Source organism: Streptomyces sp. NBC_01198, assembly GCF_036010485.1.
In the GTDB taxonomy this organism is placed as follows: Bacteria; Actinomycetota; Actinomycetes; order Streptomycetales; family Streptomycetaceae; genus Actinacidiphila.
In genome coordinates this window covers 5,730,718-5,756,294 of record NZ_CP108568.1, presented here as the reverse complement: position 1 = coordinate 5,756,294, position 25,577 = coordinate 5,730,718, and the positions used below count along the sequence as shown (strand labels likewise).

Sequence of the window (25,577 nt, the reverse complement as noted above, 5' to 3'; positions counted from 1 at the left end):
CGGGGAATTTCCCGGCAAAGCCGGGACAAGCGGGAGGCCGGGGTTTCGTCGCGCCAGGCGGGTCACATATGGTCCATCCGCCATGGATTACTGCTACGCGTGCCGCCGGCACCTCAACGGCGCCTTCTCCTGCCCGGGATGCGGCACGCCCGCCGACCAGCTCAAACTGCCGCAGATCGGCGAGACCGCCCAACTGCCGCCGGTCGTCGACGGCCAGGACCCACCGGACGGCCCGCCGCTGCCGGGCGGCGGGCGCGCCGGCGCCCGCGGCAGGCAGCGCGGCAGGAACCGCGGGCGGCAGCAGCGGGTCGCCGTCTACGGGGTCGGCCTGGTGGCCGTCGTGGGCGCGCTGGCGATGCTCTCGATGGCCGCGCTGTCCGCCGCCGGCTCCGGCGGTACGGCGCCGGCTCCGCCGCCGGTCACCGACACCACCCGGGCGCCGGCCGGCACCGCCTCACCGGACACAGCCGGGCCGGCGCAGCCGCACAAGGGCGACGCCGGCAAGGGCGGGCAGCACCGGACCCAGAGCCCGACCGCCACCCCGACCACCAGCAGCGCGAAGCCGACCGCGCCGGCCACCACAGGACCGCCGCCCAGCAGCCACAGCCCGCGGCCCACCACGAGCAGCGCGCCGCCGTCCTCGACGCCGAAGCCGACGCACTCGGCGCACCCGTCGCCGTCGCCGACCTGCAAGAAGGTGCTGTGGTGGTGCCAGTGACGGCGCCGCGCGTGTCCGACCGGCCCGGCGCTCAGTCCTCGCCGAGCATCCGCCTGAGCAGGTCGCGCAGGGTCCTGCGGTCCTGCTCGGACAGCGCGGCCAGCGGCTCGCGCGCGAAGTCCAGGCCGTCCCTGAGCCTTTCCGCGGTCGCCAGTCCCGCCGCGGTGGCCGCGGCGAGCTTCACCCGGCGGTCGGCCGGGTCGGGCCGCCGCTCGGCGAGCCCCTGGGCCTCCAGGCGGTCGACGATCCCGGTGACGTTGGACGGCTCGCACTTGAGCCGGTCGGCGATGCGGCGCATCGGCATCGGCCCGGTCGCCAGCAGCGCCAGCACCTTCGCCTGCACACCGGTGAGCTGGAAGCCGGCGGCCGCCGCCTCGTAGTCCTGGTGGTGACGGGCCACCGCGGTGGCGATGAGGTCGACGACCTCGGTTGTCAGCGGGTCGGTGCGGCGGTTCATGGCACCAGGCTACCCCGATGCTTGACAACATGAAATATCCAGGTCCATGGTTAATTGACCAGCTGAATATTTGCCATGGTGAATCTGTGGCGGAAGGAGACGGTTCCCCTCATGACCGCGAGCACCCCGAGTACCCCGACCGGCCGCGAATGGCAGCTGGCGGCCCGGCCGCACGGCTGGCCGACGCCGGCGGACTTCGCCCTGGTCGAGGCCCCCGTCCCCGAGCCCGGCCCTGGCCAGATAGTGGTGCGCAACCTCTTCCTGTCCGTCGACCCCTACATGCGCGGCCGGATGAACGACAGGAAGTCCTACGCGGCGCCCTACGAGCTGGACCGCCCCATGCTCGGCGCCGCGGTCGGCCGGGTGGTGGCCTCCGCCGCCGACGGCGTCGCGGTGGGCACCCACGTGCTGCACGGGCTCGGCTGGCGGGAGTACGCCCTGGTGGACGCGGCCCACGCGGCGGTCGTCGACCCCGAGCAGGCACCGCTGTCCGCCTACCTCGGGGTGCTCGGCATGACCGGCCTGACCGCCTACGCGGGCCTGCTGCGTATCGCCGAGTTCAGCGCGGGCGAGACGGTGTTCGTCTCCGGCGCCGCCGGTGCGGTCGGCAGCCAGGCCGGCCAGATCGCCAGGCTCAAGGGCGCCGCCCGGGTGATCGGCAGCGCCGGCTCCGACGAGAAGTGCGCGCTGCTGGTGGACGAGTTCGGCTTCGACGCCGCCTTCAACTACAAGAACGGCCCGGTGGCCGAGCAGCTGAGGGCCGCGGCGCCGGACGGCATCGACGTCTACTTCGACAACGTCGGCGGCGAGCACCTGGAGGCGGCGATCTCCTCGCTGCGGGTGCACGGGCGGGCCGCGCTGTGCGGGGCTGTCGCGGCCTACAACGACACCGAGCCCGCGCCCGGCCCGCGCAACCTCGGCCTGCTGGTGAGCCGGCGGACCACCCTGCGCGGCTTCCTGGTCGGCGACCACCAGGACCTCAGGGACGACTTCGTCCGCGAGGTCGGCGGCTGGCTGCGGGACGGTCGGCTGGCCTACCGCGAGACGGTCACCACCGGAATCGATCAGGCCGTTTCCGCGTTCCTCGGGATGCTGCGCGGAGAGAACACCGGGAAGGCCGTCGTCGCCCTCCCGGAATGACCACCGCCGGGGTCAGGGCCCCGGCAATCTGCTGATGAGGAGCTCTTCATGGCCATCCAATACGTCGACGTGCTCTACACCGCCGTCGCGACCGCGGAGAACGGCCGCGACGGTCGGGTCGCCACCGACGACGGCAAGCTCGACGTCATCGTCAACCCGCCGATCGAGCTGGGCGGTACCGGCGCAGGGACGAACCCCGAGCAGCTGTTCGCCGCCGGGTACAGCGCGTGTTTCCAGAGCGCGCTCGCGGTCGTCGCCCGGCGGGCGAAGGCCGACATCACCGGGTCGCGGGTGACCGCGAAGGTCGGGCTCGGCAAGGCCGAGTCCGGAGGCTTCGGGCTCACCGTCGAGCTGGACGTCGCGATCCCGGATCTCGACCGCGACACCGCGGCCGCGCTGGTGGAGCAGGCCCACGAGGTCTGCCCCTACTCCAACGCGACGCGCGGCAACATCGCGGTCACGCTGAGCGTCGTCTGACCGCGGGGGCGCCGCCTCGGGCGGTCGGGGTTCAGCCCTGCGAACAGACCGAGGTGGGCGCCCTTTTGCCGAGGGTGTCGGTGACCCTGTCGAGCTCGGCGAGCTGGCGGTCGAGGGTCGTGGGATCGGCGAGGTAGCGCAGGACCGCGAGGGCGAAGGCGTCCCGGACCTGGGGCGGCATCGCGTCGGAGGCGTCGTAGCAGCGGACCGCGCCCGGGCTGCGCAGGGTGTCGGCCATCTCGCCGATCACACCGGTGTCCGGGTAGTCGGCCAGCACGGTGTGCTCGACGGAGAAGCCGGTCTGCGTGCCGATTCGAGCGCGTTGGGCCTCGTCGGAGGCGAGGTAGCCGATCAGCTTGCGGGACTGCGGGGTGCTGTGCAGGACGGCGGCGAGGTCACCGGAGACCTCCCAGCGGTTGCTGTCTGCCGAGGCGCCCGGGATGACCTTGGCGGAGTGCACGTACGCGGCTCCGCCGGCCTCGCGCCAGCCGACGCTGCCGCGGGCGAAGGACGACTGGTGTTCAAGACCGCAGGTCGGCGGCTTGCTGCCGGCGCCCTCGGCGGCGTCGCCGAAGTTCGTCTTCAGGGCGCGCACGGTGTATCTCGGGTCGCCGGCACCGACGAGCTTGCCCCAGGTCTGCCAGGCGGTGCGGACGCGGTCGTCCTTCCAGTGCACCTCGCCGTTCACCCATTGCGTGTAGGTGTCCTGGTCGGTCTGCTGGAGCAGGATGTCCTCGATCCAGTCGGAGCCCGGCCATCCGGAGGTGGCGTCGCTGCCCATGCCGAGGCACCAGGCGCCGGGCTGCCGTGCGGCCTTCTCGACCTCCGTGTCGTCCTGTCCCTGCGGGTGCCAGACCATGCTCTTCAGGTCGGTCTTGATCGGCAGCCAGTACGCGTGCGTCGTCCCGTCGGCGCCGATGGCCGGGGTGACCCAGGTCGAGCCGAAGTCGGCCTCGCGGACCAGGTCGTCCAGCGGGGTGAGCATGCCCTTGGCGGCGAATCCGGCGAGTTCGCCGGGGCCGGGCAGGACGGCGACGTCCGGCGGCGTGCCGAACTCGACGTCGGCGGCGAGCACCTGGCTCTCGGCCGAACTGCCCTGGTAGACCACGTGGATCCGGTACTTGTGCTCGAACTTGTCGATCACCAGGCGCTGGAACTCCTCCTGTTCGCCTCCGGTCCAGTTGGCAAGCAGCGTGACCGAGCCGTTCCAGCCGGTGGCCTGCACGACGACGGCGCCGCCGCCGGCCAGCACCACCAGGCACAGTGCGAGCACCCCCAGCGAACGGGGCCGGGGCCGGCGCAGTACGACGACCTTGAGGCGGTATTCGTTGATCCGCGGTTGCAGGCCGAGCACGACGAACGCCGCGAGCAGCGGCCCGCCGGCCAGGATCCAGTAGGCCGCCGCCGCGCGGAAGCCGGTGCCCGCCAGCCGGCGCGAGACCTCGGCTCCGGCTCGCGGTATCCCGTCGCCGGTCGGCGACGTCGCCAGCGCGGCGCGGGCGTCGGCCAGCCCGGAGTGCGTCAGCACGGTGAAGACGACCAGCACGGCGGTGCCCGCGACGAGCAGCACCGCCGCGCCCAGCAGTGCCGGATTCCACTGCCGCCGGAAGCGCGCGCCGGAGAAGCGGTGCGCCTCGGCGAGCAGCACGAGCAGCCCGAGGACCAGGGCGAGGGCGACGCCCCACTCCAGCCACAGCAGCGGTCCGAAGTCGGTCTGCTCGCGCACCACCTTCTGCTGCTCGCTCTGCAGCGCCTTGAGCCTTTCGATCACGCTGGCGTCCGTGGGGCTGTCGGCGTCACCCTGGAGCACGCTGCCGGCGTAGTCCTGGAAGGCCGCGGGCAGCGGACTCGGCTCCTTCCCGGCCGCCGAGGGCTGGCTGCCGGCGCTCTCGGCCTGGGCGTCCTCGATCCAGCCGGAGTAGGTGGCGATCAGGCCGGTCACCGTCTGGATCGTCTGGCGTCCGCTGAGCCCGGTGACGTCGGCGGCCGCGGCCCGGGCGAGGCTCTGGTGGGCCACCGAGATCCGGGTGTGGAAGTCACTGGTGGTGCCTTCGTCGGGCGCGAGGCCCTCTTGGGCCTTGGTCAGCGCGTCCATGGCGGTGTCGACCGCCAGCACGCCGGGAGCGCTGTAGCGCTGCAGCGGCACCGCGTCGGAGTGCACCCCGCGGTAGGCGTGGAAGAGCGCCAGCGTGGTCAGCACCACCGTGGCCAGCAACACCAGCCTGCGCCGGGTCAGTTCGCGCAGCGTCCCGCTCGGTCCCGCCGCCGGCGGCGCTGTCGCCTCGTCCTGGACGGTGTTCTCGCTCATGACTCCCCCAACGCCCGCCCGCAGCGCGGGCAGAAGCGGGATCTCGCCGGGATCCGCCGGTGGCAGGCCGGGCAGGACGTCAGGGCCGCGCCCAGTTGCACGCCGGGATCGGCCGCGGCACCGCCGCGCTCCGGGCCGTAGGTGCTGTGGCTGCCCGCGGTGATCAGGTGCTCGAAGTCCACCGCCTTGAGGCCGTCGCGCAGCGACACCTCGCCCTTCGCGAGGTCGTGGATCTCCACCAGCCGCCGCAGTTCCGCGAGTTGGCGGCGCGCGCCGGCCTGGTGCGCGAGCGCCACGGCCATGCCGAGGTGCTGCGTGGCCAGCTCCTTCCTGCCGCCGTGGTAGGCGGCCGAGGCTTCGGCCACGGCCTCGCCGAGCTGTTCGTAGAGCTGGAAGTGCACGACCTGCTGGTCGGTCATCCCGGACAGCGTCGGGTCGTCGGTCCAGTGCACCACCAGCGGCAGCGGGTCGGGCCGCCGGAGGCCGGCCTCGGGCGGGGCGCTGAGGCCGATCTCGGCGGCCAGCAACTCCTCGCCCTGCAACTGCCCTTCGGGGTCCACCGCGAGGCAGACGTGGTAGCGGCGCACTTCGTTGCCCCACGCCCGGGTGACGTACGTGCCCGGTGCGCCGGCCTCCGCCGCCAGCGGCGCCTCGGTGGGGAAGGTCTGCCGGACGTAACGCAGCGTGCTGCCGGGCAGGGGCTCCACGGTGAGGGTCAGCTCCGGGACCGCCTTGGCGAGCAGGCCGCGTACCAACTGTTCGTAGGCCTCGACGAGTTCGGACTCGCGGTGGACGGCGTCCGCGCTGCCGTGCAGGGCGCGGGCCACCGCGAGCAGCAGCTGGGCGTCCCAGTCCTCACCGATGCCCCAGGCGTCGCAGACGAACTTCCCCGCCGCCGCGGTCAGTACGTCCGCCAGCGGGCGGAAGTGGTCGTGCTCGTTGCGCCCGTCGGTGAGCATCAGCACGTGCTGGATCGGCGCTCCCTGCACGGTGAGCAGCTGCCCTGCCAGGTGCAGCCAGTTCCCGACGCTGGTGCCGCCGGCCGCCACCAGCCGGCGTACCGCGGTCTCCGCCTCCGCACGGGTCCGGTCGTCGGCCACCGCCATCGCCGTCCGGCCGCCGCTCGGCGGCGGATACGCGAGGACGGCGAACTGCGTGCCGGCCACGACGGCGAAGGGCGTGCCGTCGGGCAGCAGTCTCAGCGCGGCGATCGCGGCGTTCTTTGCCGCCCGGAACTTCTCCTCCGGACGGTCCATCGAGCTGGAGCAGTCCACCACCAGGACCTCGGAGAGCGCGGGCCCGGGCGTGGCGCCGTCCGCGCCACTGACCTCGACGGTCACGATGGCGTGCAGTTCCTTCTCCCCCGAGCCGGCGGGGAGGTACTTCTGCTGGCTGACCGCGAGGCCGATCGTGGTGTCCACGGTGCCCGTGACTCCCTTCCGATGAGCTGCTGTTGCCGTTGCCGCGAGTGGTGCGTGTCGAGGGGGCCTGCCGGTCGGAGTGGTCAGAATCGGCTCAGCGGGCGTACGGCGTAGGCCCGGTCCAGCAGTTCCGCGCGCTCGCCCTCCGGCGCCCGGCCGACGAGCGTGCGCAGCGACCCGTAGAGCAACTGGGCCAGCGCCCGGCGGCTGTTCGCACCCCCGAACAGCTCCCCCGGCGGCAGCTGCGGGAAGTCCGGCTCGCCGGGAGCCGGGGCGGCGCCGCGACCGGATCCGCCCGGGGTGACCGCGAGGGCCAGCCGGGTGCGCCAGGGGGCGGAGCGGTCGGTGGCCGGATGGCCGGCCAGCACGTTCTCCCGGATCTCGGCGACCAACCGGTCCCGGGCGTCGTCGTGCGGCATTTCCGCCAGCCGGTCGGCGGCCGCCCTGAGGTCGGCCGCCGACGGCGCCGTGCCGACCACCCACCCGGTGAGGGTCCGCAGGGCGGCGATCCGGGCCAGGTCGTAGTTGCGGGAGGTCGTCGGCACCTGGTCCAGCACCCGCACCGCGTCGGCCCGGTCGCCGTGCAGCAGCCGCAGCCTGGCCAGCCCGAAGGCCGCGCTGGTGTGAGCGCGGTCGCGCTCCCAGACGGCCAGGTAGTACGCCTTGGCCTCCGCTTCGGCCTCCGCCCGCGCCGCCTGTCTGGCGGCCTCCCGCCGCTCCGCCTCCGCCGCCGACGGCTCCGTGTCGGGCTCCACCGCCGGGCCCTGCGCCGCGAGGGCGTTGGCGAGGTGTTCCGCGCAGTAGCCGAGCGCCAGCTTCGGCGCCCACTCCCCCGGCACCGTCGCGTAGACCACGGCGAACTCGCCCTGCGCGTCCTTGACCTGGCCGCGCATCAGGTGCAGCAGCCCGCGGTGCCACGGCGGCCGCCAGTCGTAGCCGGCGACGTCGGGGCCCATCATCCGGACCGCCTCGGCCAGCCAGCGCTCCGCCTCCGCTCGGGCCGGCTCGCCCGCCGCGCCCGGCTCGCCGGCCAGCAGATACGACCGGCACAGCCACAGCGCGACCTCGACGGTCCCCAGCGTGGGATCCTCGCGTACCCGCTCCGCCGTCCGTTCCGGCGCGTCGCCCGCCAGTCCGCCGAGCAGCACCGCCGCGGGGTCGTCCGGGTCCGCGATCGGCCCCGGCAGCGCCCGGGCCGTCTCCTGCGGGCCGGGCGCCACGGTGGCCAGGTCCGGCGGCGCGGCGCCCACCGGCCGCAGCGTCCAGTGGCTGAGCGCGGGCACCGTGCCCAGCGCGGCGCCGAAGACGACGGCGGTCGGCTCGAAGCGGGTGGACCGCTCCGGGTGGCGCTCGCCCCGGTCCAGGGCGCGGTGCTCGCGCAGCACCTCCCACAGCTGGCGGGACATCTGGGGCGCCGAGGTGAAGCGGGCCGCGGGCTCGGCATGGGTCGCGCGGCCGATCAGCCGCTCGAAGGACCGGGCGGCGAGCCCGGCGGGCTCCTTGGCGTGCTTGGCGAGCTCCGCCAGCGTGCGGCCCACGGTGAACAGGTCGGTGTCGACCAGGAATCCGCGCTCGTCGCGCTCCCGCTTGGGCGGTGCGAACCGCGGGGTGTGGACCAGGGCGCTGGTGCGGTCGTCGATACGCCGGACCGCGCCGAGGTCGATGACCTTGATCTGCCGGTCGTAGTGGATGACGTTCTCCGGCTTCATGTCGCAGTAGAGCAGGTCCTGGTCGTGCAGGTACTCCAGGGCGCCGAGGATCTTGCAGCCGTAGGTGACGACGTGGTCGAACGCGAACGGCTCGCCGAACAGCCCGGTCAGCTCCTCCTCGCCGGCGCGCATGAGCTGGTCGAGCGGGCGGCCCGCGACGTACTCCATGACGATGTAGTCGGTGGGCTCGGTGTCGCCCTCGACCTGGTGCTGCTTGGACGCGATGATCCCGACGATGTCCGGGTGGTGCAGGGTCGTCAGCGAGCGGCGCTCCTCGACGGCCTTGCGGCGGGCCGCCGCGTCCCGGGTGTTGATCTGCGTCTTCAGCACCACCCGCTGGCCCGGCAGGTCGAGGTCCTCAGCGAGGTAGACCCAGCCGGTGCCGCCGGGCGAGAGATACCCCAGCACCTTGTACTGCCCGGCGACCACGTCGCCGGGGCCCAGTTGCGGGCGGAAGGAGTAGGGGGTGCCGCAGAGCGGGCAGAAGCCCTCGTCGGGGTCGGGCTCGTCGGGCTCGTAGGACAGCCCGATGGTGCCGCCGCACTCCGGCATGCCGCAGCGCCTGCCGCCCTCGGGGCGGCGGGCGGTGGAGCGGACGACGTCGTCGTCGTCGGGGCGCGGGATGCGGGGCAGCCGGACCAGGCCGTCGGGGTCGAGGGCGCCGACCGGCGCGGTCGGGCGGGGCACCGCCTGCGCGTCCACCGCCGGCGGCGCGGCACGCGGGCCCGGTACGGTCGCCGGGCCGGTGGTCCGGCGCGCGGGGGCGGTGGCCGAGCCGGGCGCGGTCGAGGGGTGGCGGTGGCAGGTGCCGCAGTAACCGGAGGGGCGGATGGCGCCCTTGCAGGGGTAGTGCGGGCAGGGGGCGCCGGGCGCGGTCATGTCGGCGTACCTCCTCCGTCGCGGTCGCCGTCGCGGTCATGTGCCCGGTCCTCGGCCTGGCTCTGCTGCCGGTCCTGCTGGCGGTCCTGCTGGCGGTCCTGCTGGCGGTCCTGCTGGCGGTCCGGTTCCGGCGGGGCTCCGGTGTCGCCGGCGGGCGGCCGGTCCGGACGGTCCACGAGGTCGAGGAAGCGGCGGACCGCGACCTCGGCGGCCGGCACGTCGCAGGGCCGCTCGCGCACCATCTCGTAGGCGGCGACATAGACGGCGTCGGCCTCCAGGTTCTCGCCGCGCGCGGCGCTCTCCTCGTAGAGCCGCCGGTACGGGCCGAGGACCCCGCGCAACTCCTCGCGGCGGCGCAGCAGTTCGTGCAGCGCGGTGATGGCGGCCTGCAGGTGCTGCTCGGCGCGGGCCGCCACGCGCTCGTAGCGCGTCAGGTCGGGGCCCTCGTCGAGCGCTCCGGCGAAGGCACCATGGGCTGCCCGCAGTTCGGTGCGGGAGGCGATCACATGGACCAGCGCGTCGACAGCCTTGTCGGTCAGCTCCTCGGCGCCGGAGACCCGGGCCATCAGGTGGTCCAGCTCCTTGGCGGGCGCCCCGGCGATGCGCTCCAGCCGCGCCCACAGCCGCGTGCGGCGCTCCTGCGCCGGGCGCAGCACCAACTCCTCCCGGGCGCGGGCGAAATGGTCGCCGGCCGTGCGGAAGACCAGCAATACCCGGCTGCCCCGGGCGACCAGCAGCGCCAGCAGGTCGATCAGCGACCCGGGGTCCACGGCGGCGTCCACACCGTCCACGACCAGGGTGATGGTCACCTTGGCCGCCGCGATGCGCTGCGCGGCGGGCAGTTCGGGGTGCTGCCACAGCCCCATCCGCCCGGCGATCCGGTCGGCGACGTGGTCGGTGGTGCGGCCGGTCGCGTAGACGGCGAGGTCGAGGCCGCCGGCCGCCGGTATGGTCCCCGGCGCGTCGAGCGACGGGCGCCCGGTGGAGAAGCGGCTGCGTAACTCCCGGTCGGCCAGGGTGATCGCGCGGCGCAGGGTGGCCGCGCGCACCGCGTCGTCGTCGGGGACGAGGCTGATCTTGACCTGGCGGGCGGTGCCGTCGCCGCGCAGCCAGTGCGCCAGCCGCTCGGCGAACGGCTGGTCGAGCGGCGACTCGTCGTCGCCGGACGCGGCGGAGCGCAGTTCCTCGTCGACCGCGGTCGGCCCCACCGTCCACTCGCCGACCTCGTCCAGGTGCCGCAGCACGGTCTCGGCGGGGCTCATGAACGACCAGCCGGCGCCCTCCTCCGGCGCGCTGGCCACCACCATGCCGATGACCCGGTCGGTAGCCAGGTCCACCACCCCGCCGCCGCTGAACCCCGGCCTGGCCACCTCCGCTGGGCTGGGCGGCCGCAACTGCACCTGGCCGTCCCGGCCGCAGCCGCCAAGGATGGTGGCGGGCAGCCACAGTCCGCCGTTGTACGCGGCGGGGAAGCCGTACATCCGCACCTCGCGGCCGGGCGCCGACACCCGGTGCAGCGAGGTCGCCTCGCCGGCCGGCCGCGGCCGGTCCAGTTCGAGCAGCGCCACGTCGCCGATGGGGTCGCCGTTGTTGTCCCGCTGCTTGGGGCGGTAGGCGTCCCCCGCGACCCTGGCGGGCACCTCAGGCACCCGGAAGCCGGCCGCACCGACGAACTCCGCGGTGACCTCTTCGTCCCGCCCGACCACATGTGCGCAGGTCAGCACCCGGTCTGGGCTCAGCAGAATCCCGCTGCCCGCGATCGTCCCGTTGGCCCGCCGGATACGCACCGCCCAGGACGGCGTCGCCAGGGAGGACCCGATACCGACTCCCCCCTCGGCCTCCATGCCGTGCACCTTACGCCTGACATCCAGTCATGTCGCGCTAAAAGTCCTACACTTGTGCCCCGCTCGCGAGATCACCCCTGGGGGCAACACCCGTGGAACCGCCGTCCTTCGTCGGCCTGGCCGAGGTCATCCAGCAGATACGCGGCGAGCTGGAGCAGGCGCAGACCGCCGCTACGGGCAAGCGGATCGGCTTCTCGGTCGACAAGGTCAGCCTGGAATTCACCGTCCAGGTGCACCGCGCCGGCACCGCGGGCGGCGGTCTGCGCATCGGCGTGGTGACCGCGGAACTCGGCGGCTCCATCGACCGGGGCACCACACACCGGGTCCAGGTCGACCTCCAGCCCCACACCACGACCACCCCGCGTGGCCCCGTCGACGTCTCCCGCGACGACTTCGCGCACTAGGGGACTTCGCATGCCAAGGCCGGTCCGCCGGTGCGGCCCGCCGCGCACGGGCCGCCGGCCGGCACCGGACAGAGCTGCGCCCCGCCGCCTGGGGGGCGGCGGGGCGGCGGGGCGTGTCAGGCCCTGCGCTTACGGCTCTTCGAGTGCCGGAAACCGAACGGCCCGGGCAGGTCCCACGAGGTGGTCCGCCTGCCGGTCGAGGACCGGGTGTAGTGCGGACCGTGGTTCTTGAACCCGAAGGTGAAGGAACGGGAGTTCCGCCCCACGTTGAGGCGCACCCCCGGGAAGATCCAGAAGGACTTACGAAATGTGACGGGCATGTCGGACCCCCTTGGTGTTGGCGTCGCCGTCACCCAACCGACTGCCCTGCATAGTCACTTGCAGTCCACGGAAAACCGGTGGAACCGCGCTCCCGGGTGCGGTTACCGTGCTCCCGCCCGCAACCACCCTGCCGAGGACATGCCGTTGTACACCGTGTGAGAACCCCCGAGCGCTGATCCGTCGCGCGTCGCCCCCGTGCGCCGCGCTCCTTTCCGCTGCGGTCTTCTCACGAGAACCGGTGTGTCTGCGTGTCAACGAATCCGGTGGCCCTGGCCACCTTCCTGCACGTCGCTCCACCCCGCCGCCGCAGGGCCGACCGGCCCGCCTGGCAGTCGCCGTACGGTCCGCCGCCGCGCCGCGCCCACCGCGGCCGGTGGGCGCCGGTGCCGGGGGTCGGCGCCTCGTCGTCCGCCCTGCGGCCCGGGTTTCCGTCAGGACGGTGCGACTGACGGCCGGCCCCGGCGGCGGACGGCTCACAACTCGGCGCCGGGCCTGGCGTAGGGGGCGAGGCGGCCGCACATGCCCAGGACGTCCTGCGGTGGCGCGGGCAGCCGTGCCACCGCGGCGTCCTGGAGGTGGCGGACGTCGCCCCGGCGCAAGGCGGCGATCTGCCGGCCGGTCTGCTCGGCGGCCGCGGCCGCCCGCTCGCGCCAGGCCCGCTCCCAGTCGTCGAGCCGCGGTGCGACCAGGGCCGCGGCGGCGGCGTAGAAGGCGTCGAGCTCCTCGCCGTGCCCCGCTTCGACCTGGGCGACGAGGTGGCGGAAGCCGGTGATCGCCAGGTCCCGTCTGGCGCGTGCCCGTCGGGCCCGCTCCTCCGGCGTCCCCTCGCCGAGCCAGGCGGCGGCGCGGTAGGCGTCGGGGTCGGCCAGCCGGGCCGGCGGGAACGTCATCACGGCGTCTCCGGCTTCCGGCAGCCCGTCGTTCTGCATGATCACCACGACGTCCAGATCCCCGGTGTTCACCGCCCGGTGGACGGTGCCCGGCGTGAACCAGACCGCGTCGCCCGCGTTCAGCGGTGTGCGGCGCAGCCCCGAGGCGGTCAGGGTGTGCAGTTCCCCGGTGCCCGACCGGACGACATAGCACTCGGTGCAGGTCAGGTGCGTGTGCGGGGTGCCGCCGTGGAGGGCGTCCTCGGTGGGCCAGGGGTACACCCGTAGCCGGGACAGCCCGACACCCCCGGGCAGCAGCGGTACTTCGGTCATGCGATCCCTTTCGCGCGCTCGTCGGCTTCCGGTCGACCACGGTAGCCGGTTCCGGCAGATCGGTCGGCATCCGCACGGAAAGTTTTCCGAACGCCAGGAACAGCGCGGACCTGCGTGTTCCACGAGCCCGTCGGGTGGATCGTGTGCAAGGTGTTGACGGTGGGACAGCCCGGACGTAGCTTCCTGGCCAGCAAAGTTTCCGATCGAACTCCGACCGTTTCGAAACGCTGAAACGCGCCTCGGATGAGCTGGAGGCATGGGTGCCCGGCAGGACCTTCCGCGTGGCCGTCGTCGGAACCGGCGGCATCGCAGCGGTGCACGCGCAGAATCTCGCGGGGCTCGGCGACCGCGTACGGCTGGTGGCGGCCGCCGACATCGACCAGGAACGTCTCGACGCCTTCTGTGACCGCTGGGAGGTGCCAGGGCGCCACCGCTACCTGGAGACGCTGCTGGCCGACGCACGTCCGGACCTGGTGCACCTGTGCACACCGCCCGGGCTGCACAGGCAGCAGGCGCTGACCGCGCTGGGCGCGGGGGCGCACGTGCTGTGCGAGAAGCCGCCGGCCCTCAGCCTGGCCGAGATCGACGAGATCGCGGCGGCGCAGAAATCCGGCGGCGCGTCCTTCGCCACCGTCTTCCAGCACCGCTTCGGCTCCGGCGCAGAGCGGCTTCGTACGGCGATGGCCTCCGGAGCGCTCGGCCGTCCGCTGGTCGCCGTGTGCCACACGCTGTGGTACCGCCCGGACGACTACTTCGCCGTGCCGTGGCGCGGCAAGTGGGAGGTCGAGGGCGGCGGGCCGACCATGGGCCACGGCATCCACCAGTTCGACCTGCTGCTGTCCGTACTCGGCGAGTGGCAGGAGATCAGTGCCGTGGCCGCCCGGCTGGCCAGGCCCACGGCCACCGAGGACGTGTCGTGCGCCGTGGCCACCTTCGCCGGCGGGGCGGTGGCCACGGTGGTCAACTCGCTGCTGTCGCCACGGGAGACCAGCTATCTGCGCTTCGACTTCGAGTACGCCACGGTCGAGGTCGAGCACCTCTACGGCTACGGCGACGACGACTGGCGCGTCCACCCCGCCCCCGGGCACGAGGACGCGGTCACGGCCGCCTGGCAGGCCGGGCCCAGCGGCCGGCCGTCCGGCCACGGCGCCCAGTTCGCGGCGGTCCTCGACGCCCTGGAGGCGGGATCACCGCCGCCGGTGACCCTGCCCCAGTCCCGCGGCACGCTCGAATTCGTCGCGGCCACCTACGCCTCCGCCTTCGAACGGCGCCCGGTGCGGCGCGGCGAGATCGGCGACGGCAGCCCCTTCTACCGGCGTATGCACGGCGGCGGCGCCCCGTGGACGTCCGCCCCGCCCGCCGCCCGAGTCCAGGAGACGACCCTGTGAATGCCCGTCAGAGGCCGTACGCGCCCAGCACCGAGCCCGCCCCTTCCGGCCTGGCGGTCGACCACGAACTCGACACCTCGCTGCGGATCAGCTTCGAGGGACGTCCGCTGACCCGCTACGTATACCGGCCCTGGGACGACCAACTGGAGTCCCCCCGACCGTACTTCCACCCGCTACGCACCCTCGGCGGCGACCTGGTCAGCATCTACCGCCCGCACGACCACATCTGGCACAAGGGGATCTCGCTGTCCCTGCCCAACGTGGAGACCGAGAACTTCTGGGGTGGCGCCACCTACCGGCGTGGCACCGGATACGGGCAGTTCGACAACAACGGGTCGATGGACCACGAGGGCTTCGACGAACTCTCCCTGACCGGGGGCCGGTTGCAGGTCGCCGAGCGGCTGCGCTGGCACACCGAGCACGGGCAGCCCTGGTTCACCGAGTCCCGCAGGTTCGCCGTGGAGGTGCTGCCGGACGAGGACGCGTGGGTGCTGGTCTTCGAGACCGCGATCACCAACGTGCGGGGCACCCGTACGGTCATCGGCAGCCCGACCACCGAGGGCCGGGAGAACGCCGGTTACGGCGGCCTGTTCTGGCGCGGCCCCCGGTCCTTCACCGGCGGCACCGTCCACACCCCGGACGCCACCGGCGGCGACGACCTGATGGGCGTCCGCGCGCCCTGGCTCGGCTTCACCGGACGCCACGACGACCACGGACGGTCCTCCACCCTCGCCTTCGTGGACGCCGCCGGCAACGAACCAGGCGGCGAGCACGTCACGTGGTTCGTCCGTGCCACGCCTTTCGCGTGCGTGTGCCCCGCGCCCTTCTTCGACACCGAAGTGACCGTCGAGGACGGCGAGACCCTCACCCGGCGCTACGCCGTCGCCATCGCCGACGGCGACCGCGGGCGGGCCGGCACCGAGAAGCTGGCCGAGGCCGCGACGGCGTCGCTGGCGGCCGCCGGCGCGACGACGCCGTCCGGCTGAGGGAGCGTGCACCGTGCAGACCACCCGACCGACAGGCACCAGACCGGCGGACCCCGCGACCGACCGCATCCACGCAACCGCGAAGCCCCGCCGGATGACCCTGCGCCAGCGGCTCAGGCGCGACCGGGTGCTCCTGATCGCCACCGTGCCCGGCATCGCCCTGCTGCTGATCTTCCAGTACCTGCCGCTGCTCGGGAACGTCATCGCCTTCAAGGACTACCAGCCCTATCTCGGCACCAACGGCAGCCCCTGGTCCGGCCTGCGCAACTTCGACGTGATCTTCAACGGCGACCCCGCGTTCGTCAACGCCCTGGAGAACACGGTCGAGATCACCCTGCTCCAGGTGCTGGTGGCCTTCCCGATCCCCGTCGGGCTCGCGCTGATGCTGGAGAGCATGGTCTCGGAGCGGGTCAAGCGCACCGTGCAGAGCATCCTCTACCTGCCGCACTTCCTGTCCTGGGTCATCGTCGTCGCGATCTTCCAGCAGATGCTGGGCGACGCCGGTCTGCTCAACACCTTCCTGCGCAGCCATGACATCGGCACCGTCCATGTCGTCGGAAACGCCGCGGTGTTCAAGGAGATGATCACCGCGCAGGTGCTGTGGAAGGACGCCGGCTGGTCCATGATCCTCTTCGTCGCGGCCCTGTCCCGTATCGACCCGGGCCTCTACGAGGCGGCGGCGGTGGACGGTGCGAGCCGGTGGCGGCGGATATGGCACGTCTCGCTGCCGGGGCTGCGCAGCATCATCGTCCTGCTGCTGATCCTGCGGCTCGGCGAGTCCCTGACCGTCGGCTTCGAGCAGATCGTGCTCCAGCAGGGCGGAGTGGGCATCGGCGCCAGCGAGGTGCTGGACACCTACGTCTTCAACAACGGCATCCAGCAGGGCGACTGGGGCGCCTCGGCGGCGGTCGGGCTCGTCAAGGGCGTCGTGGGCCTGCTGCTGGTGCTGGGCGCCAACAAGGTCGCCCACCGGCTCGGTGAACAGGGGATCTACCAGCGATGACCGGCAACACGCTCGGCCCGGCACACATCGGCCGGCCCACCCTGCTCGGCAGGACCGTCAAGACCGTGATCCTCACCGTGTGCTGCGCGGCGGTGCTGATCCCCTTCGTCGGCATCTTCTCCACCAGCCTCGCCGACCGCGCGGAGATCACCGGCAACGGCGGCTTCGTGCTGCTGCCCCACGGGGTGCACCTCGCGGCTTACCGGGCCGTGCTGTCCGGCGGCGTGGTCACCCGGGCCGTGGTCATCAGCCTGCTGGTCACCGTGGTGGGCACCGCGCTGTCGCTGGTGTCGACCACGCTGCTGGCCTACGGGCTCAGCCGCACCGACTCGGTGGCCCACCGCCCGCTGCTCATGACCGTGCTCTTCGCGCTGCTGTTCACGCCGGGCATCATCCCCAGCTACCTGGTGGTCAAGCAGTTGGGGCTGCTGGACAGCTACTGGTCGCTGATCCTGCCCGCCATGGTCAACGCCTTCAACGTGGTGATCGTGCGCGCGTTCTTCATGGAGCTGCCGCGCGAACTCCTCGACAGCGCCCGCATCGACGGGGCCGGCGACTGGACCGTGCTGTGGCGGATCGTCCTGCCGCTGAGCCGCGCGGTGCTCGCGGTGATCGGCCTCTTCTACGCCGTCGGCTACTGGAACTCCTTCTTCAGCGCGCTGCTGTACCTCAACGACAACTCCAAGTGGCCCTTGCAGCTGGTGCTGCGCACCTACGTCGTCAACAACACCTCACTGGGCGTGGACCAGGTGGGCGCCGCGGGCTCGTCGCTCCCGCCGCAGACCGCCATCCAGATGGCGATCCTGGTGATCTCCATCGTCCCGGTCCTGGTCGTCTACCCGTTCGTCCAGCGCCACTTCAGCAAGGGCGTGCTCACCGGCGCCGTCAAGGGCTGACGCCGGCCCCCCGCCCGCAGCCCGCAGCCCGTACAGCCCAGAGGACCCGCGCAGCCGTAGGACCCGTACGTCAGCGGGCCCGTACCACCGCGGACCCGTACCCCCCACAGACCCGCATCCCAGGGAGAGGCCATGACCAGCAACCCCGCGCCCCTAGGCAGAAGAGCGTTCCTGCAGAGCGCCGCCCTCGCCACGGTGGGCGCCGCCACGGCCGGCGGCCTGCTGAGCGCGTGCAGCACGTCGAGCTCCGGGAAGGCCGACACCGCCGCCGACAACACCGCCGTCAAGCTTCCGACCTACCAGCCCTACGCCGGGGTGCGTCCCGACTACCCGGGCAACGCCCAGGGGCTGCTCAACGGCTTCGCCGGCTACCCCGCGAACCCGGCCAGGACCATCAGCGCGCCGCCCGCGCACGGCGGGACCATCTCGGCCTTCGTGGAGACCGGTTCGCCGATCCCTCCCGGCATGAACAGCAACCCCTACTGGCAGCAGCTGAACAAGCGGGTCGGTGCGAACCTGGACCTCACCATCGTCCCGGCCGCCGACCTGACCACGAAGTTCGCCACCCTGATCGCCGGCGGCGACCTGCCCGACTTCATGGTGCCGCCGCTTCCGCCGCTCGCCGGGATCCGCGGCCTCCCGCAGTTCCTCGCCGCCAAGTGCCAGGACCTGACCGAGTTCCTTTCCGGCGACGCCGTGAAGGAATACCCCTATCTGGCCAACATCACCACCGACGCGTGGCGTTCGTGCGTCTTCAACGGCGGCATCTACGGCCTGCCGGTCTCCCGGGGCGTGGCCGGCAGCCTGATGTTCTACCGGGCCGACCTCTTCGAGAAATTCGGGGCGAATCCGAGCCCGGGCAGCTTCACCGAGTTCTTCCGGACCTGCAAGGACGTCACCGACGCCAAGAAGAGCCGCTGGGCGCTGGTCACCGCCGGCTCCGCGGTCGCCTTCGTCGCCCAGATGCTGGGCGTGCCCAACGGCTGGGGCGAGAAGGACGGCAAGCTCACCAACTACTACGAGGACGAGCGGTACAAGCAGACGCTCTCCGCGGTACGCACCATGGTCCAGGCGGGGGTGATCCACCCGGACAGCTTCGACCCGGCTGCCCCGTGGAAGCAGTGGTTCAACGCGGGCAACGGCCTGATGGGCGAGGACCGTTACACCGCCTGGCCGCAGTATTACGCCGACAACGTGGCCGGCCCGACGTTCAAGGTCGCGGGCATGCGGCCGCCGAAGTACGACGGCGGGGGCTTCGCCGGCACGTGGCAGTCACCCCCGGTCAACAACTTCACCCCGCTGAAGAAGGCCGCCAAGTCCCGGATCAAGGAGCTGCTGTCGGTGGCCAACTGGCTGGCCGCCCCGTTCGGCACCGAGGAGTACCTCTTCCGTAAATTCGGCGTGCCCGGCACCGACTACACCATGCAGAACAACAGCCCCTCCCCCACCCAGGCCGGTCTCGCGCAGACCGTTCTCGGCATCCGCTACATCACCGACGCGCCCGACACCATCTTCATCCCCGGAAATCCCGGAGCGACCAAGGCCTGCTACGACTACCAGAAATCGATCATTCCGACGTCCGTGAAGGACCCCACCGTCTCGCTGTTCTCCGAGACGTTCTCGCGGTCCGGCGCGGTGCTCGGCCAGCACCTGGCGGACGCCGCGAACGACATCCTCACCGGGCGCAAATCGATTTCCTCCTGGGACTCGGCGGTCAACCAGTGGCGCAGCTCGGGCGGCGACAAGATACGCGCCGAATTCGAGAAGCAGTTGAAATGACGGCGGCAGGCGGCCGGTGCGGGGCGCACCCCCCGTACCGGCCGCTCGTGGCAGCTGACCTCGGCCCGGCTGCCTGCGCCCCGGTGCCACGCGGTAGCATGGGAAGGTGACCGTGCCCACCTCGCCCAAGCGGCAGTCCAAGAGTGCACGGGGTGAGTTGGCGGCAGCCGGTACCGCGACGCTCGCCGAAATCGCCCGGCAGGCCGGCGTATCCGCACCCACCGTTTCGAAAGTGCTCAACGGGCGCGCCCATGTCGCGCCCGCGACCCGGAACAAAGTGGAGGAGCTGCTCCGCGACCACGGTTACCGCCGCAAGCGCGGTGCCGTGCGCAATCGCCCCTCGGGATTGCTCGAATTGGTCTTTCACGAGCTGATCAGCCTGTGGGCGACGGAGATTATCAGGGGCGCGGAGAATGTCGCCCGCCAGGAGGGTCTGACCCTCGTGCTCTCCGAATCCGCGGGCCGCGAGGAGATGGGTATTTCCTGGGTCGACGGTGTCCTCACCCGCGACCCGGCCGGCGTCATCCTGATCATGTCGAATCTGACCGCCGGGCAGCGGGCGCTGCTGGACAGCCGGGACGTCCCCTTCGTCGTCATGGACCCGGCCGGCTACCCGGCTGACGACGTCCCCTCGATCGGCACCACGAACTGGCAGGGCGGCTACACCGCCACCCGCCACCTGCTGGACCTGGGCCACCGTCGCATCGGCGTCATCTGCGGCCCGGCCGGCGTGCTGTGCAGCCGCGCCCGCATCGACGGTTACCGTGCCGCCCTGGAGACCGGCGGCGTCACGCCCGACAGCGCGCTGGTCCGGCACGGCACGTTCCAGCACGACGCCGGCTACCACATCGGCAAGGAACTGCTGGCCATGGCGGACCGCCCCACCGCGCTGTTCGCGGGGAACGACGTCCAGGCCATGGGCGTCTACCAGGCGGCACGCGAGCTGGGCCTGCGGATCCCGGAGGACCTGAGCGTCGTGGGCTTCGACGACCTGCCCATCTCCGCCTGGATGGGCCCCCCGCTGACCACGGTGCGTCAGCCCCTGGTCGACATGGCCGAGGCCGCGGTCCGGCTCGTCCTCGAACTGGGCCGCGGCGGCCACCCGGGCATGCGCCGGCTCGAACTCGCGACCAGCCTGGTCATCCGCGACAGCACGGCGCCGCCCCCGCCGAGATGACCACCGGCGCTGGTGGGCGGCCGGCGGAGCGCCGATCCGCGGGCCCGGACCCTTGACACCGCGTCGGCTTTTTGGCCTCTCCGACCCTCGGTCATAGTCCCCGCCATGGACTTTGACTGTGACGTGGTGGTGGCCGGAGGCGGCCCGGTCGGACTGATGCTGGCCTGCGAGCTCCGGCTCGGAGGCGCGCGGGTGGCCGTCCTGGAGCGCCGCACCGAAGTGGACCCGACGATCAAGGGCGGGGCGATCACCACGCCGAGCGCCGAGGCGCTCTACCGCCGAGGCATGCTGCCCACGCTGGCCGAGGTGCAGCGGCAGGCGATGGACCGCTTCCGGGCCTTCATGCGCGAACGCGACGGCGGCGACCGCGGCGTTGCCGCGGGCCAAGGGCTCGGGGTCGTCGGGCACTTCGCCGGAATCATGCTGCGCGCCGACCTGGTCGACCGTACGGAGCCGGGCCTCGGCGACGCCGGACCCGCCGGCGAGATCGCTTTCGTGGCACAGCAGGACATCGAGCGGCTGCTCGGCGGGCGCGCGGCCGAACTCGGCGTCGAGGTGCGCCGGGGAGTGGAGCTGACCGGCTTCGACGCGGACGACCGGGCCGTCACCGTACGGACCAGCCACGGGGCCCTACGCGCCGGCTGGCTCGTGGGCTGCGACGGCGGCCGCAGCACGGTCCGCAAGCTCGCGGGGTTCGAATTCCCCGGTACGGACCCGGAGACCACCTGCCACCAGGCGATCGTGGAGATGACCGGCGCCGAGGACCTGGCGGTCGGCTGGGCCGCCACGGACACCGGGGTCTACGCCCACGGGCCGATGCCGGGCCGCATCGTCACGGTGGAGTTCGACGGCCCGCCCGCCGACCGGGACGCGCCGGTCACCACCGAGGACCTCCAGGCGAGGCTGCGCCGCGTCTCCGGCGTGGACGTCACGATCACCGAGGTGCGGACCGCGACCCGCTTCACCGACCACGCCCGCCAGGTCGCCGAGTACCGCAAGGGCCGGGTGCTGCTGGCGGGCGACGCGGCGCACGTGCACTCCGCGTTCGGGAGCCAGGGGCTGAGCCTGGGTATCGGCGACGCGATGAACCTCGGCTGGAAGCTCGCCGCGGTGGTCGGCGGCCGGGCGCCGGAAGGGCTGCTCGACACCTACGGCACCGAACGGCACCCGGTCGGCGCGCAGATCCTGGACTGGACCCGTTCCCAGGTCGCGGCCATGCGCCCGGACCCGCAGTCCCGGGCACTGCGCCAGATCGTCAGCGACCTGGCGCAGACGGTCACGGGCACCACGTACCTCACCGCCCGGCTCAACAGCGCCGGCCTGCGCTACGACCTGCCGGGCGGGCACCCGCTGACCGGCCGCAGCGCCCCGGACCTCGAACTCACCGACGGCGCCCGCCTCGCGGACCACCTCCACGCCGGCCGCGCACTCCTGCTCGACCTCACCGACGACCCACAACTCCGGGCCCTGGCCGCGGAGTACGCCGCCGGCGTCGACACCCTGACGACCGGCAGCCCGTCCCACCCCGAACTGGCCGCGGTCCTCGTCCGCCCGGACGGCTTCACGGCCTGGGCGGCTGACGCGGGGACGCAAGCGCCGACATTGACGGCCGGGCTGGCGGAGGCGCTGCAAAGGTGGTTCGGACTGCCGGCGGGTGCGGTGACACCGGGCTGAGACGTCGCTGCGCAGGCCGCCTCGAAGGACATCGCGACGATCTACGTGGGAGACGGGTACGTCGGCGGGTCGGCGCAGTTCATTGCCCTGGGAGACAAGCTCGTCGTCTGCGACAGAAAGAACGGGGACGGTTACGGGGCCGGCGCCTGGCTTCGGGACGTCGATACAGGCAAGACGCTCGAGTCGGTCTACGACGGCGTCCCCGACGGCACGTGCGACCAGCTCCAGTGCTGCGCGGGGCGGCTCTCCGCGCCTCAGCCCCTGGTCAGGGTGCGCCCGAGAAGGGGCAGCAGGCGGTCCCAGTGGCGCTGCAGCGCGGCGGGGTCGAAGGCATCGGTGTCAGACATGGTGAAGCCATGAACGGTGCCGGGATAGATCTCGGAGGTGTAGCCGACACCCGCCGCGCCCAGGGCCTTGTTGAGCTCGCCAAGAGCCTCGGGCGACAAGTCGCTCTCCGCATGGCCGAAGTGGACCTCGGCGGAGAGCTTGGAGAGGCTGTCGGGTCCGTCGGCTCCCACCGGGCCGTGGAATGCGGCGAGGGCGGCTATCCGGCCGGGGTGGGCCGCGGCGGTCCGCGTCGCCAGGAGGCCGCCGATGCAATAGCCGGTGACCGCGACCGGTCCGGCGCTGGCCTCGGGCTGAGCACTGAGGAACCTGAGGTACGCGTCAGCGTCTCGCAGCACTCGGTCGGCGGTGTGCGCCTCGATCATGGGCATCAGCTGACCGAAGACCGCGGGCCGGGTCTCTTCTCCGATGTGCTCGGGAAGTTCGATCACCGGTGCCGGACCATGCCGGTAGAAGACATTGGGGACGAGCACGTAGTACCCGTGCCCGGCCAGCTCGCGGGCCATTTCTCGCAGCACGGGCCGAATGCCGAAGCCGTCCGCGTACATCAGCACCCCTGGGTGCTGACCGCCGTGGACGGGCAAGGCGGCAAAAGCATCGGCCTGGCCGTCCGGGGTCGGAATCTGCAGCGTCTTGGTCACCATGAATTCTCCTGTCGTGGTTGATGTGTCGAACCTGCGATCAACACGACAGAGGCGGAGCCCGCGCGCCAGCGCACGATCCTCGCTCGAACAGCGGGCCCGCACTGGCCCGTACGGCGCTCAGACGGGCACCGGGTCACCAATCCGTGTGTGGCACCATGCCGTCCCGGTGGTCATGCCCGCAACATAGCCCACCCGACGAAGCCGCCGCCAACACCGTCAGGCCACGATCAGTTCGCAAGAATGATCTCGGCCAACACCTCGCTCCCGAACCCGCTCGACGCGCTGCCGCCCGTGCGCACCCCTACCGGTCCTGAAGCACTGCACGGTGAAACACCTCCTCGCCTCAACACGCACGAGGTGACAGAGACTCGGCTGACCGGGGTTCACGCGACCTGCTGACCGTCGACCCCGCGGAGCCCGAGGCGATCGGAGAAGTCAACGCGGACACCTCCCGGGTCGCCAGGGGCGGGTGGCGAGACAGCGTCCGCTGGATCAGACTCCGCCCGGATCTGGCTCCCGGGAGCCTGAGAGCCGGCCCCGGCGGTCACCTACGCGGCGGTGCGCAGCGGCCGGTCGGAGTGCAGACCTGGTCCGGCGTGACATGTTCGCGCTCGAGGACAGTGCGGGCCTGCTCGGTGCCGGCGGGCCCGCTGAGGTCGCGGGTCGCGCGGCAGTCCCCGTGGTACACGATGCGCGCCGGGCCGCTCGGTCGGGACCTGGTCAAGAAATTGCAAACCCTCTCCAAACCTGCAGCTGGTAAAGGGGTTCTCCCCGCGCAGGCGGGGGTGGTCCGGGGCCGCCCGCCGCCGCCTGCGGCGGTCCCGTGTTCTCCCCGCGCAGGCGGGGGTGGTCCATTCCAGCGGGCCGCCAATAAGCTAGTGCCGTAGCAAGCAACGTTTGCCCTGTTGTGATGTGACGCGCCGTCCCGGTGCTGTGCCGGGCGGCGCGTGGTCGTCACTCTGTCCGGGTGGCGGAACGAGTACGTGTACGCGAGATCGATGATGACGAAGGCAGACGGCTGCTTCAGATCATCCGCCGGGGAACCGGGTCGGTAGTGCCCTGGCGGCGGGCCCAGATGGTCCTGCTGTCCGCCCAGGGCATGCCGGTGGCGAGGATTGCCGAGGTGACGTTCACCAGCGCGGACCGGGTCCGGGATGTGATCCACAACTTCAACGCCGACGGCTTTGACTCTCTGTATCCGAAGTACAAGGGGGGCCGGCCCAGGACGTTCACCCTGCCCGAGCGGCGCGAGATCAAGAAGATCGCGAAGTCCAAGCCGACCGAACACGACCTGCCCTTTTCGACCTGGAGCCTGACCAAGCTGGCGGACTTCCTGGTCGCCGAGGGGGTGGTCGACGACATCAGCCACGAGGGCCTGCGCATCCTGCTCCGCGAGGAAGGCGTCTCCTTTCAACGCCTGAAGACTTGGAAGACCTCCCGCGACCCCGACTACGCGGCCAAGAAGGCCCGCGTCGAACACCTTTATGCGATCGCCGACGGCGAGGTCATACCCGAGGAGGGCGAGCCCGAAGTCGTCTTATGTATGGACGAGTTCGGGCCGCTCAACCTGATGCCCCACCCGGGCCGGCAGTGGGCCGAACGCTCCGGCAAACACAAGGACCCCGACCGCGAACCCCGCCGCAGGCGGCGGGCGACCTACAACCGCTACGGCGGAGTACGGCACCTGTTCGCCGCCTTGGACCTGGCCAGGGATAAGCTCTATGGCCACATCAAGCCGGTCAAGAAGCGCACCCAGTTCCTGGAGTTCTGCCGCTACCTGCGAACCCTCTACCCGCCCGAGGTCCGTATCGCGATCGTCTGTGACAATTTCTCCCCGCACCTGACCACGAAGAGGTGCCAGCGGGTTGGCACCTGGGCCGCGGCGAACAACGTCGAGATCGCCTACACCCCTACAAACAGCTCCTGGCTCAACCGCATAGAAGCCCAGTTCACCGCCCTGCGGTACTTCACCCTCGATGGCACCGATCACGTCAGCCACAAGGAGCAGGGCAGCATGATCCGCCGCTACATCATCTGGCGAAATCGCCACGCCGACGATCGGCGCCTACGCTCCGTCGTCGACAGGGCCAACGTCGCCTAATGGCACGGCAGTAGCTACACCTTGGACGGGATATGGACAGCCGCCATTACGGCACGTTCCACCCGAGCACGACTGGCAGCTTGTGCTCGTAACTCAGCGTGTTGATTGTCCCCGGATGCGGGTGCCCGAACTGCCGCGCGGCCGACGCGTCGAGCCCGAGCCAGCGGGCGGTGAGTATGCGTGACAGGTGGCCGTGCGCAACGACGGCCACGTCGCCCTTGTCCAGTAGCGGCCGGACCCGGCCGAGGAAGGCGTCAACCCGCACCGTCACGTGCCCAAGGTCCTCGCCGGCGTCGACGCCGTCGCGCCACAGCCAGCCGGGCTTGGATTCCTGGATTTGCTCGGCGGTCAGCCCCTCGTAGCGGCCGTAGTCTCACTCGATCAGGTCGGTGTCGGGCTCCGCGCCGCTCAGCCCTGCCAGTTCGGCGGTCCGCACGGCGCGAGTCAGCGGGCTGCTGTAGACGGCGGCGAACTCCCGTTCGGCCAGCCGAGGTGCGAGCGCACGCGCCGCGTCCTCCCCCGCCTCGGTCAGCGGCAGGTCGGTGCGGCCAGCATGCTGGCCGGTCCGGCTCCATGCGGTCTCGCCGTGCCTGATCAACACCAATTCGCCCACGGCTGAGGACCATATCTCACATCGAACACAGGGCGAACGTTGCTGATACGGCACTAGCAGCTGCGTCACATCCCACCGCCTCCACAGAACG

At 72.1% G+C, this 25,577-nt stretch carries 21 protein-coding genes and 1 pseudogene; 12 read left to right on the top strand and 10 right to left on the bottom strand.

Going from position 1 to position 25,577, the window contains the following annotated elements; translation table 11 throughout:
• Positions 1-82: 82 nt before the first annotated feature.
• Positions 83-718 (top strand): SCO2400 family protein, encoded by a 636-nt coding sequence (locus OG702_RS25605; protein ID WP_327291284.1) that lies wholly within the window; start codon positions 83-85, stop codon positions 716-718.
• Between the two features lie 31 nt (positions 719-749).
• Here OG702_RS25605 and OG702_RS25600 read toward each other — a convergent pair whose 3' ends face one another.
• Complete coding sequence (locus OG702_RS25600; RefSeq protein ID WP_327291283.1) at positions 750-1,175, bottom strand: MarR family winged helix-turn-helix transcriptional regulator; 426 nt, start codon at positions 1,173-1,175, stop codon at positions 750-752.
• 111 nt (positions 1,176-1,286) lie between these two features.
• On the opposite strand from OG702_RS25600, the gene OG702_RS25595 reads away from it, so the two are divergent.
• Both OG702_RS25595 and OG702_RS25590 read left to right on the top strand, forming a co-directional pair.
• Complete coding sequence (locus tag OG702_RS25595; protein WP_327291282.1) at positions 1,287-2,315, top strand: NADP-dependent oxidoreductase; 1,029 nt, start codon at positions 1,287-1,289, stop codon at positions 2,313-2,315.
• Positions 2,316-2,363: 48 nt separating this feature from the next.
• On the top strand, positions 2,364-2,792 hold the full coding sequence (locus OG702_RS25590; protein WP_327291281.1) for an organic hydroperoxide resistance protein: 429 nt from the start codon (positions 2,364-2,366) through the stop codon (positions 2,790-2,792).
• 31 nt (positions 2,793-2,823) lie between these two features.
• On the opposite strand, the gene OG702_RS25585 is transcribed toward OG702_RS25590, so the two are convergent.
• The 4 genes from OG702_RS25585 to OG702_RS25570 all read right to left on the bottom strand — a co-directional run bounded on the left by OG702_RS25585 (position 2,824) and on the right by OG702_RS25570 (position 10,953).
• Entirely contained in the window at positions 2,824-5,100 is a 2,277-nt protein-coding gene (locus OG702_RS25585; protein WP_327291280.1) for an ABC transporter substrate-binding protein, read from the bottom strand.
• Positions 5,097-6,521: a VWA domain-containing protein gene (locus tag OG702_RS25580; protein ID WP_327291279.1), complete on the bottom strand. Its 1,425-nt coding sequence runs from the start codon at positions 6,519-6,521 to the stop codon at positions 5,097-5,099. Before OG702_RS25580 ends, OG702_RS25585 begins: the two co-directional genes overlap by 4 nt.
• Positions 6,522-6,604: 83 nt before the next feature.
• Positions 6,605-9,109, bottom strand: a complete 2,505-nt coding sequence (locus tag OG702_RS25575; protein WP_327291278.1) for a tetratricopeptide repeat protein — start codon at positions 9,107-9,109, stop codon at positions 6,605-6,607.
• Complete coding sequence (locus OG702_RS25570; RefSeq protein ID WP_327291277.1) at positions 9,106-10,953, bottom strand: S1 family peptidase; 1,848 nt, start codon at positions 10,951-10,953, stop codon at positions 9,106-9,108. Before OG702_RS25570 ends, OG702_RS25575 begins: the two co-directional genes overlap by 4 nt.
• Positions 10,954-11,045: 92 nt before the next feature.
• Here OG702_RS25570 and OG702_RS25565 point away from each other — a divergent pair, with 92 nt between their 5' ends.
• Positions 11,046-11,357: a trypco2 family protein gene (locus OG702_RS25565; RefSeq protein WP_327291276.1), complete on the top strand. Its 312-nt coding sequence runs from the start codon at positions 11,046-11,048 to the stop codon at positions 11,355-11,357.
• 116 nt (positions 11,358-11,473) lie between these two features.
• Here the strand turns inward: OG702_RS25565 and OG702_RS25560 are convergent, their stop codons facing one another.
• The gene (locus OG702_RS25560; RefSeq protein WP_327291275.1) at positions 11,474-11,677 is read right to left on the bottom strand and encodes a DUF4236 domain-containing protein; all 204 of its coding nucleotides are present in this window, start codon (positions 11,675-11,677) and stop codon (positions 11,474-11,476) included.
• Between the two features lie 474 nt (positions 11,678-12,151).
• Positions 12,152-12,880: a cupin domain-containing protein gene (locus OG702_RS25555; protein ID WP_327291274.1), complete on the bottom strand. Its 729-nt coding sequence runs from the start codon at positions 12,878-12,880 to the stop codon at positions 12,152-12,154.
• Between the two features lie 281 nt (positions 12,881-13,161).
• Here OG702_RS25555 and OG702_RS25550 point away from each other — a divergent pair, with 281 nt between their 5' ends.
• The 7 genes from OG702_RS25550 (at position 13,162) to OG702_RS25520 (ending at position 21,783) form a co-directional block, all read left to right on the top strand.
• Complete coding sequence (locus tag OG702_RS25550) at positions 13,162-14,268, top strand: Gfo/Idh/MocA family protein (protein WP_327291273.1); 1,107 nt, start codon at positions 13,162-13,164, stop codon at positions 14,266-14,268.
• A complete protein-coding gene (locus OG702_RS25545) occupies positions 14,265-15,254 on the top strand; it encodes a PmoA family protein (RefSeq protein WP_327291272.1) in 990 nt (329 codons plus the stop codon). Before OG702_RS25550 ends, OG702_RS25545 begins: the two co-directional genes overlap by 4 nt.
• A 13-nt stretch (positions 15,255-15,267) precedes the next feature.
• The gene (locus OG702_RS25540) at positions 15,268-16,257 is read left to right on the top strand and encodes an ABC transporter permease (protein WP_327291271.1); all 990 of its coding nucleotides are present in this window, start codon (positions 15,268-15,270) and stop codon (positions 16,255-16,257) included.
• Complete coding sequence (locus tag OG702_RS25535) at positions 16,254-17,153, top strand: carbohydrate ABC transporter permease (protein WP_327291270.1); 900 nt, start codon at positions 16,254-16,256, stop codon at positions 17,151-17,153. Before OG702_RS25540 ends, OG702_RS25535 begins: the two co-directional genes overlap by 4 nt.
• A gap of 132 nt (positions 17,154-17,285) precedes the next feature.
• Positions 17,286-18,932, top strand: coding sequence for an ABC transporter substrate-binding protein (locus OG702_RS25530; protein ID WP_327291269.1), 1,647 nt, complete (start codon positions 17,286-17,288; stop codon positions 18,930-18,932).
• A 112-nt stretch (positions 18,933-19,044) separates the two neighbouring features.
• Positions 19,045-20,109, top strand: coding sequence for a LacI family DNA-binding transcriptional regulator (locus OG702_RS25525; protein WP_327293368.1), 1,065 nt, complete (start codon positions 19,045-19,047; stop codon positions 20,107-20,109).
• 105 nt (positions 20,110-20,214) lie between these two features.
• On the top strand, positions 20,215-21,783 hold the full coding sequence (locus OG702_RS25520; protein WP_327291268.1) for an FAD-dependent oxidoreductase: 1,569 nt from the start codon (positions 20,215-20,217) through the stop codon (positions 21,781-21,783).
• A 254-nt stretch (positions 21,784-22,037) separates the two neighbouring features.
• On the opposite strand, the gene OG702_RS25515 is transcribed toward OG702_RS25520, so the two are convergent.
• Together OG702_RS25515 and OG702_RS35550 are read right to left on the bottom strand one after the other, a co-directional pair.
• Entirely contained in the window at positions 22,038-22,772 is a 735-nt protein-coding gene (locus OG702_RS25515; RefSeq protein ID WP_327291267.1) for a dienelactone hydrolase family protein, read from the bottom strand.
• Between the two features lie 544 nt (positions 22,773-23,316).
• Entirely contained in the window at positions 23,317-23,730 is a 414-nt protein-coding gene (locus tag OG702_RS35550) for a DUF6233 domain-containing protein (RefSeq protein WP_442814533.1), read from the bottom strand.
• Positions 23,731-23,739: 9 nt separating this feature from the next.
• On the opposite strand from OG702_RS35550, the gene OG702_RS25510 reads away from it, so the two are divergent.
• Positions 23,740-24,873, top strand: coding sequence for an IS630 family transposase (locus OG702_RS25510; RefSeq protein ID WP_327291266.1), 1,134 nt, complete (start codon positions 23,740-23,742; stop codon positions 24,871-24,873).
• 46 nt (positions 24,874-24,919) lie between these two features.
• Here the strand turns inward: OG702_RS25510 and OG702_RS25505 are convergent.
• Positions 24,920-25,486: pseudogene (locus tag OG702_RS25505) on the bottom strand (histidine phosphatase family protein).
• Between the last annotated feature and the right edge of the window lie 91 nt (positions 25,487-25,577).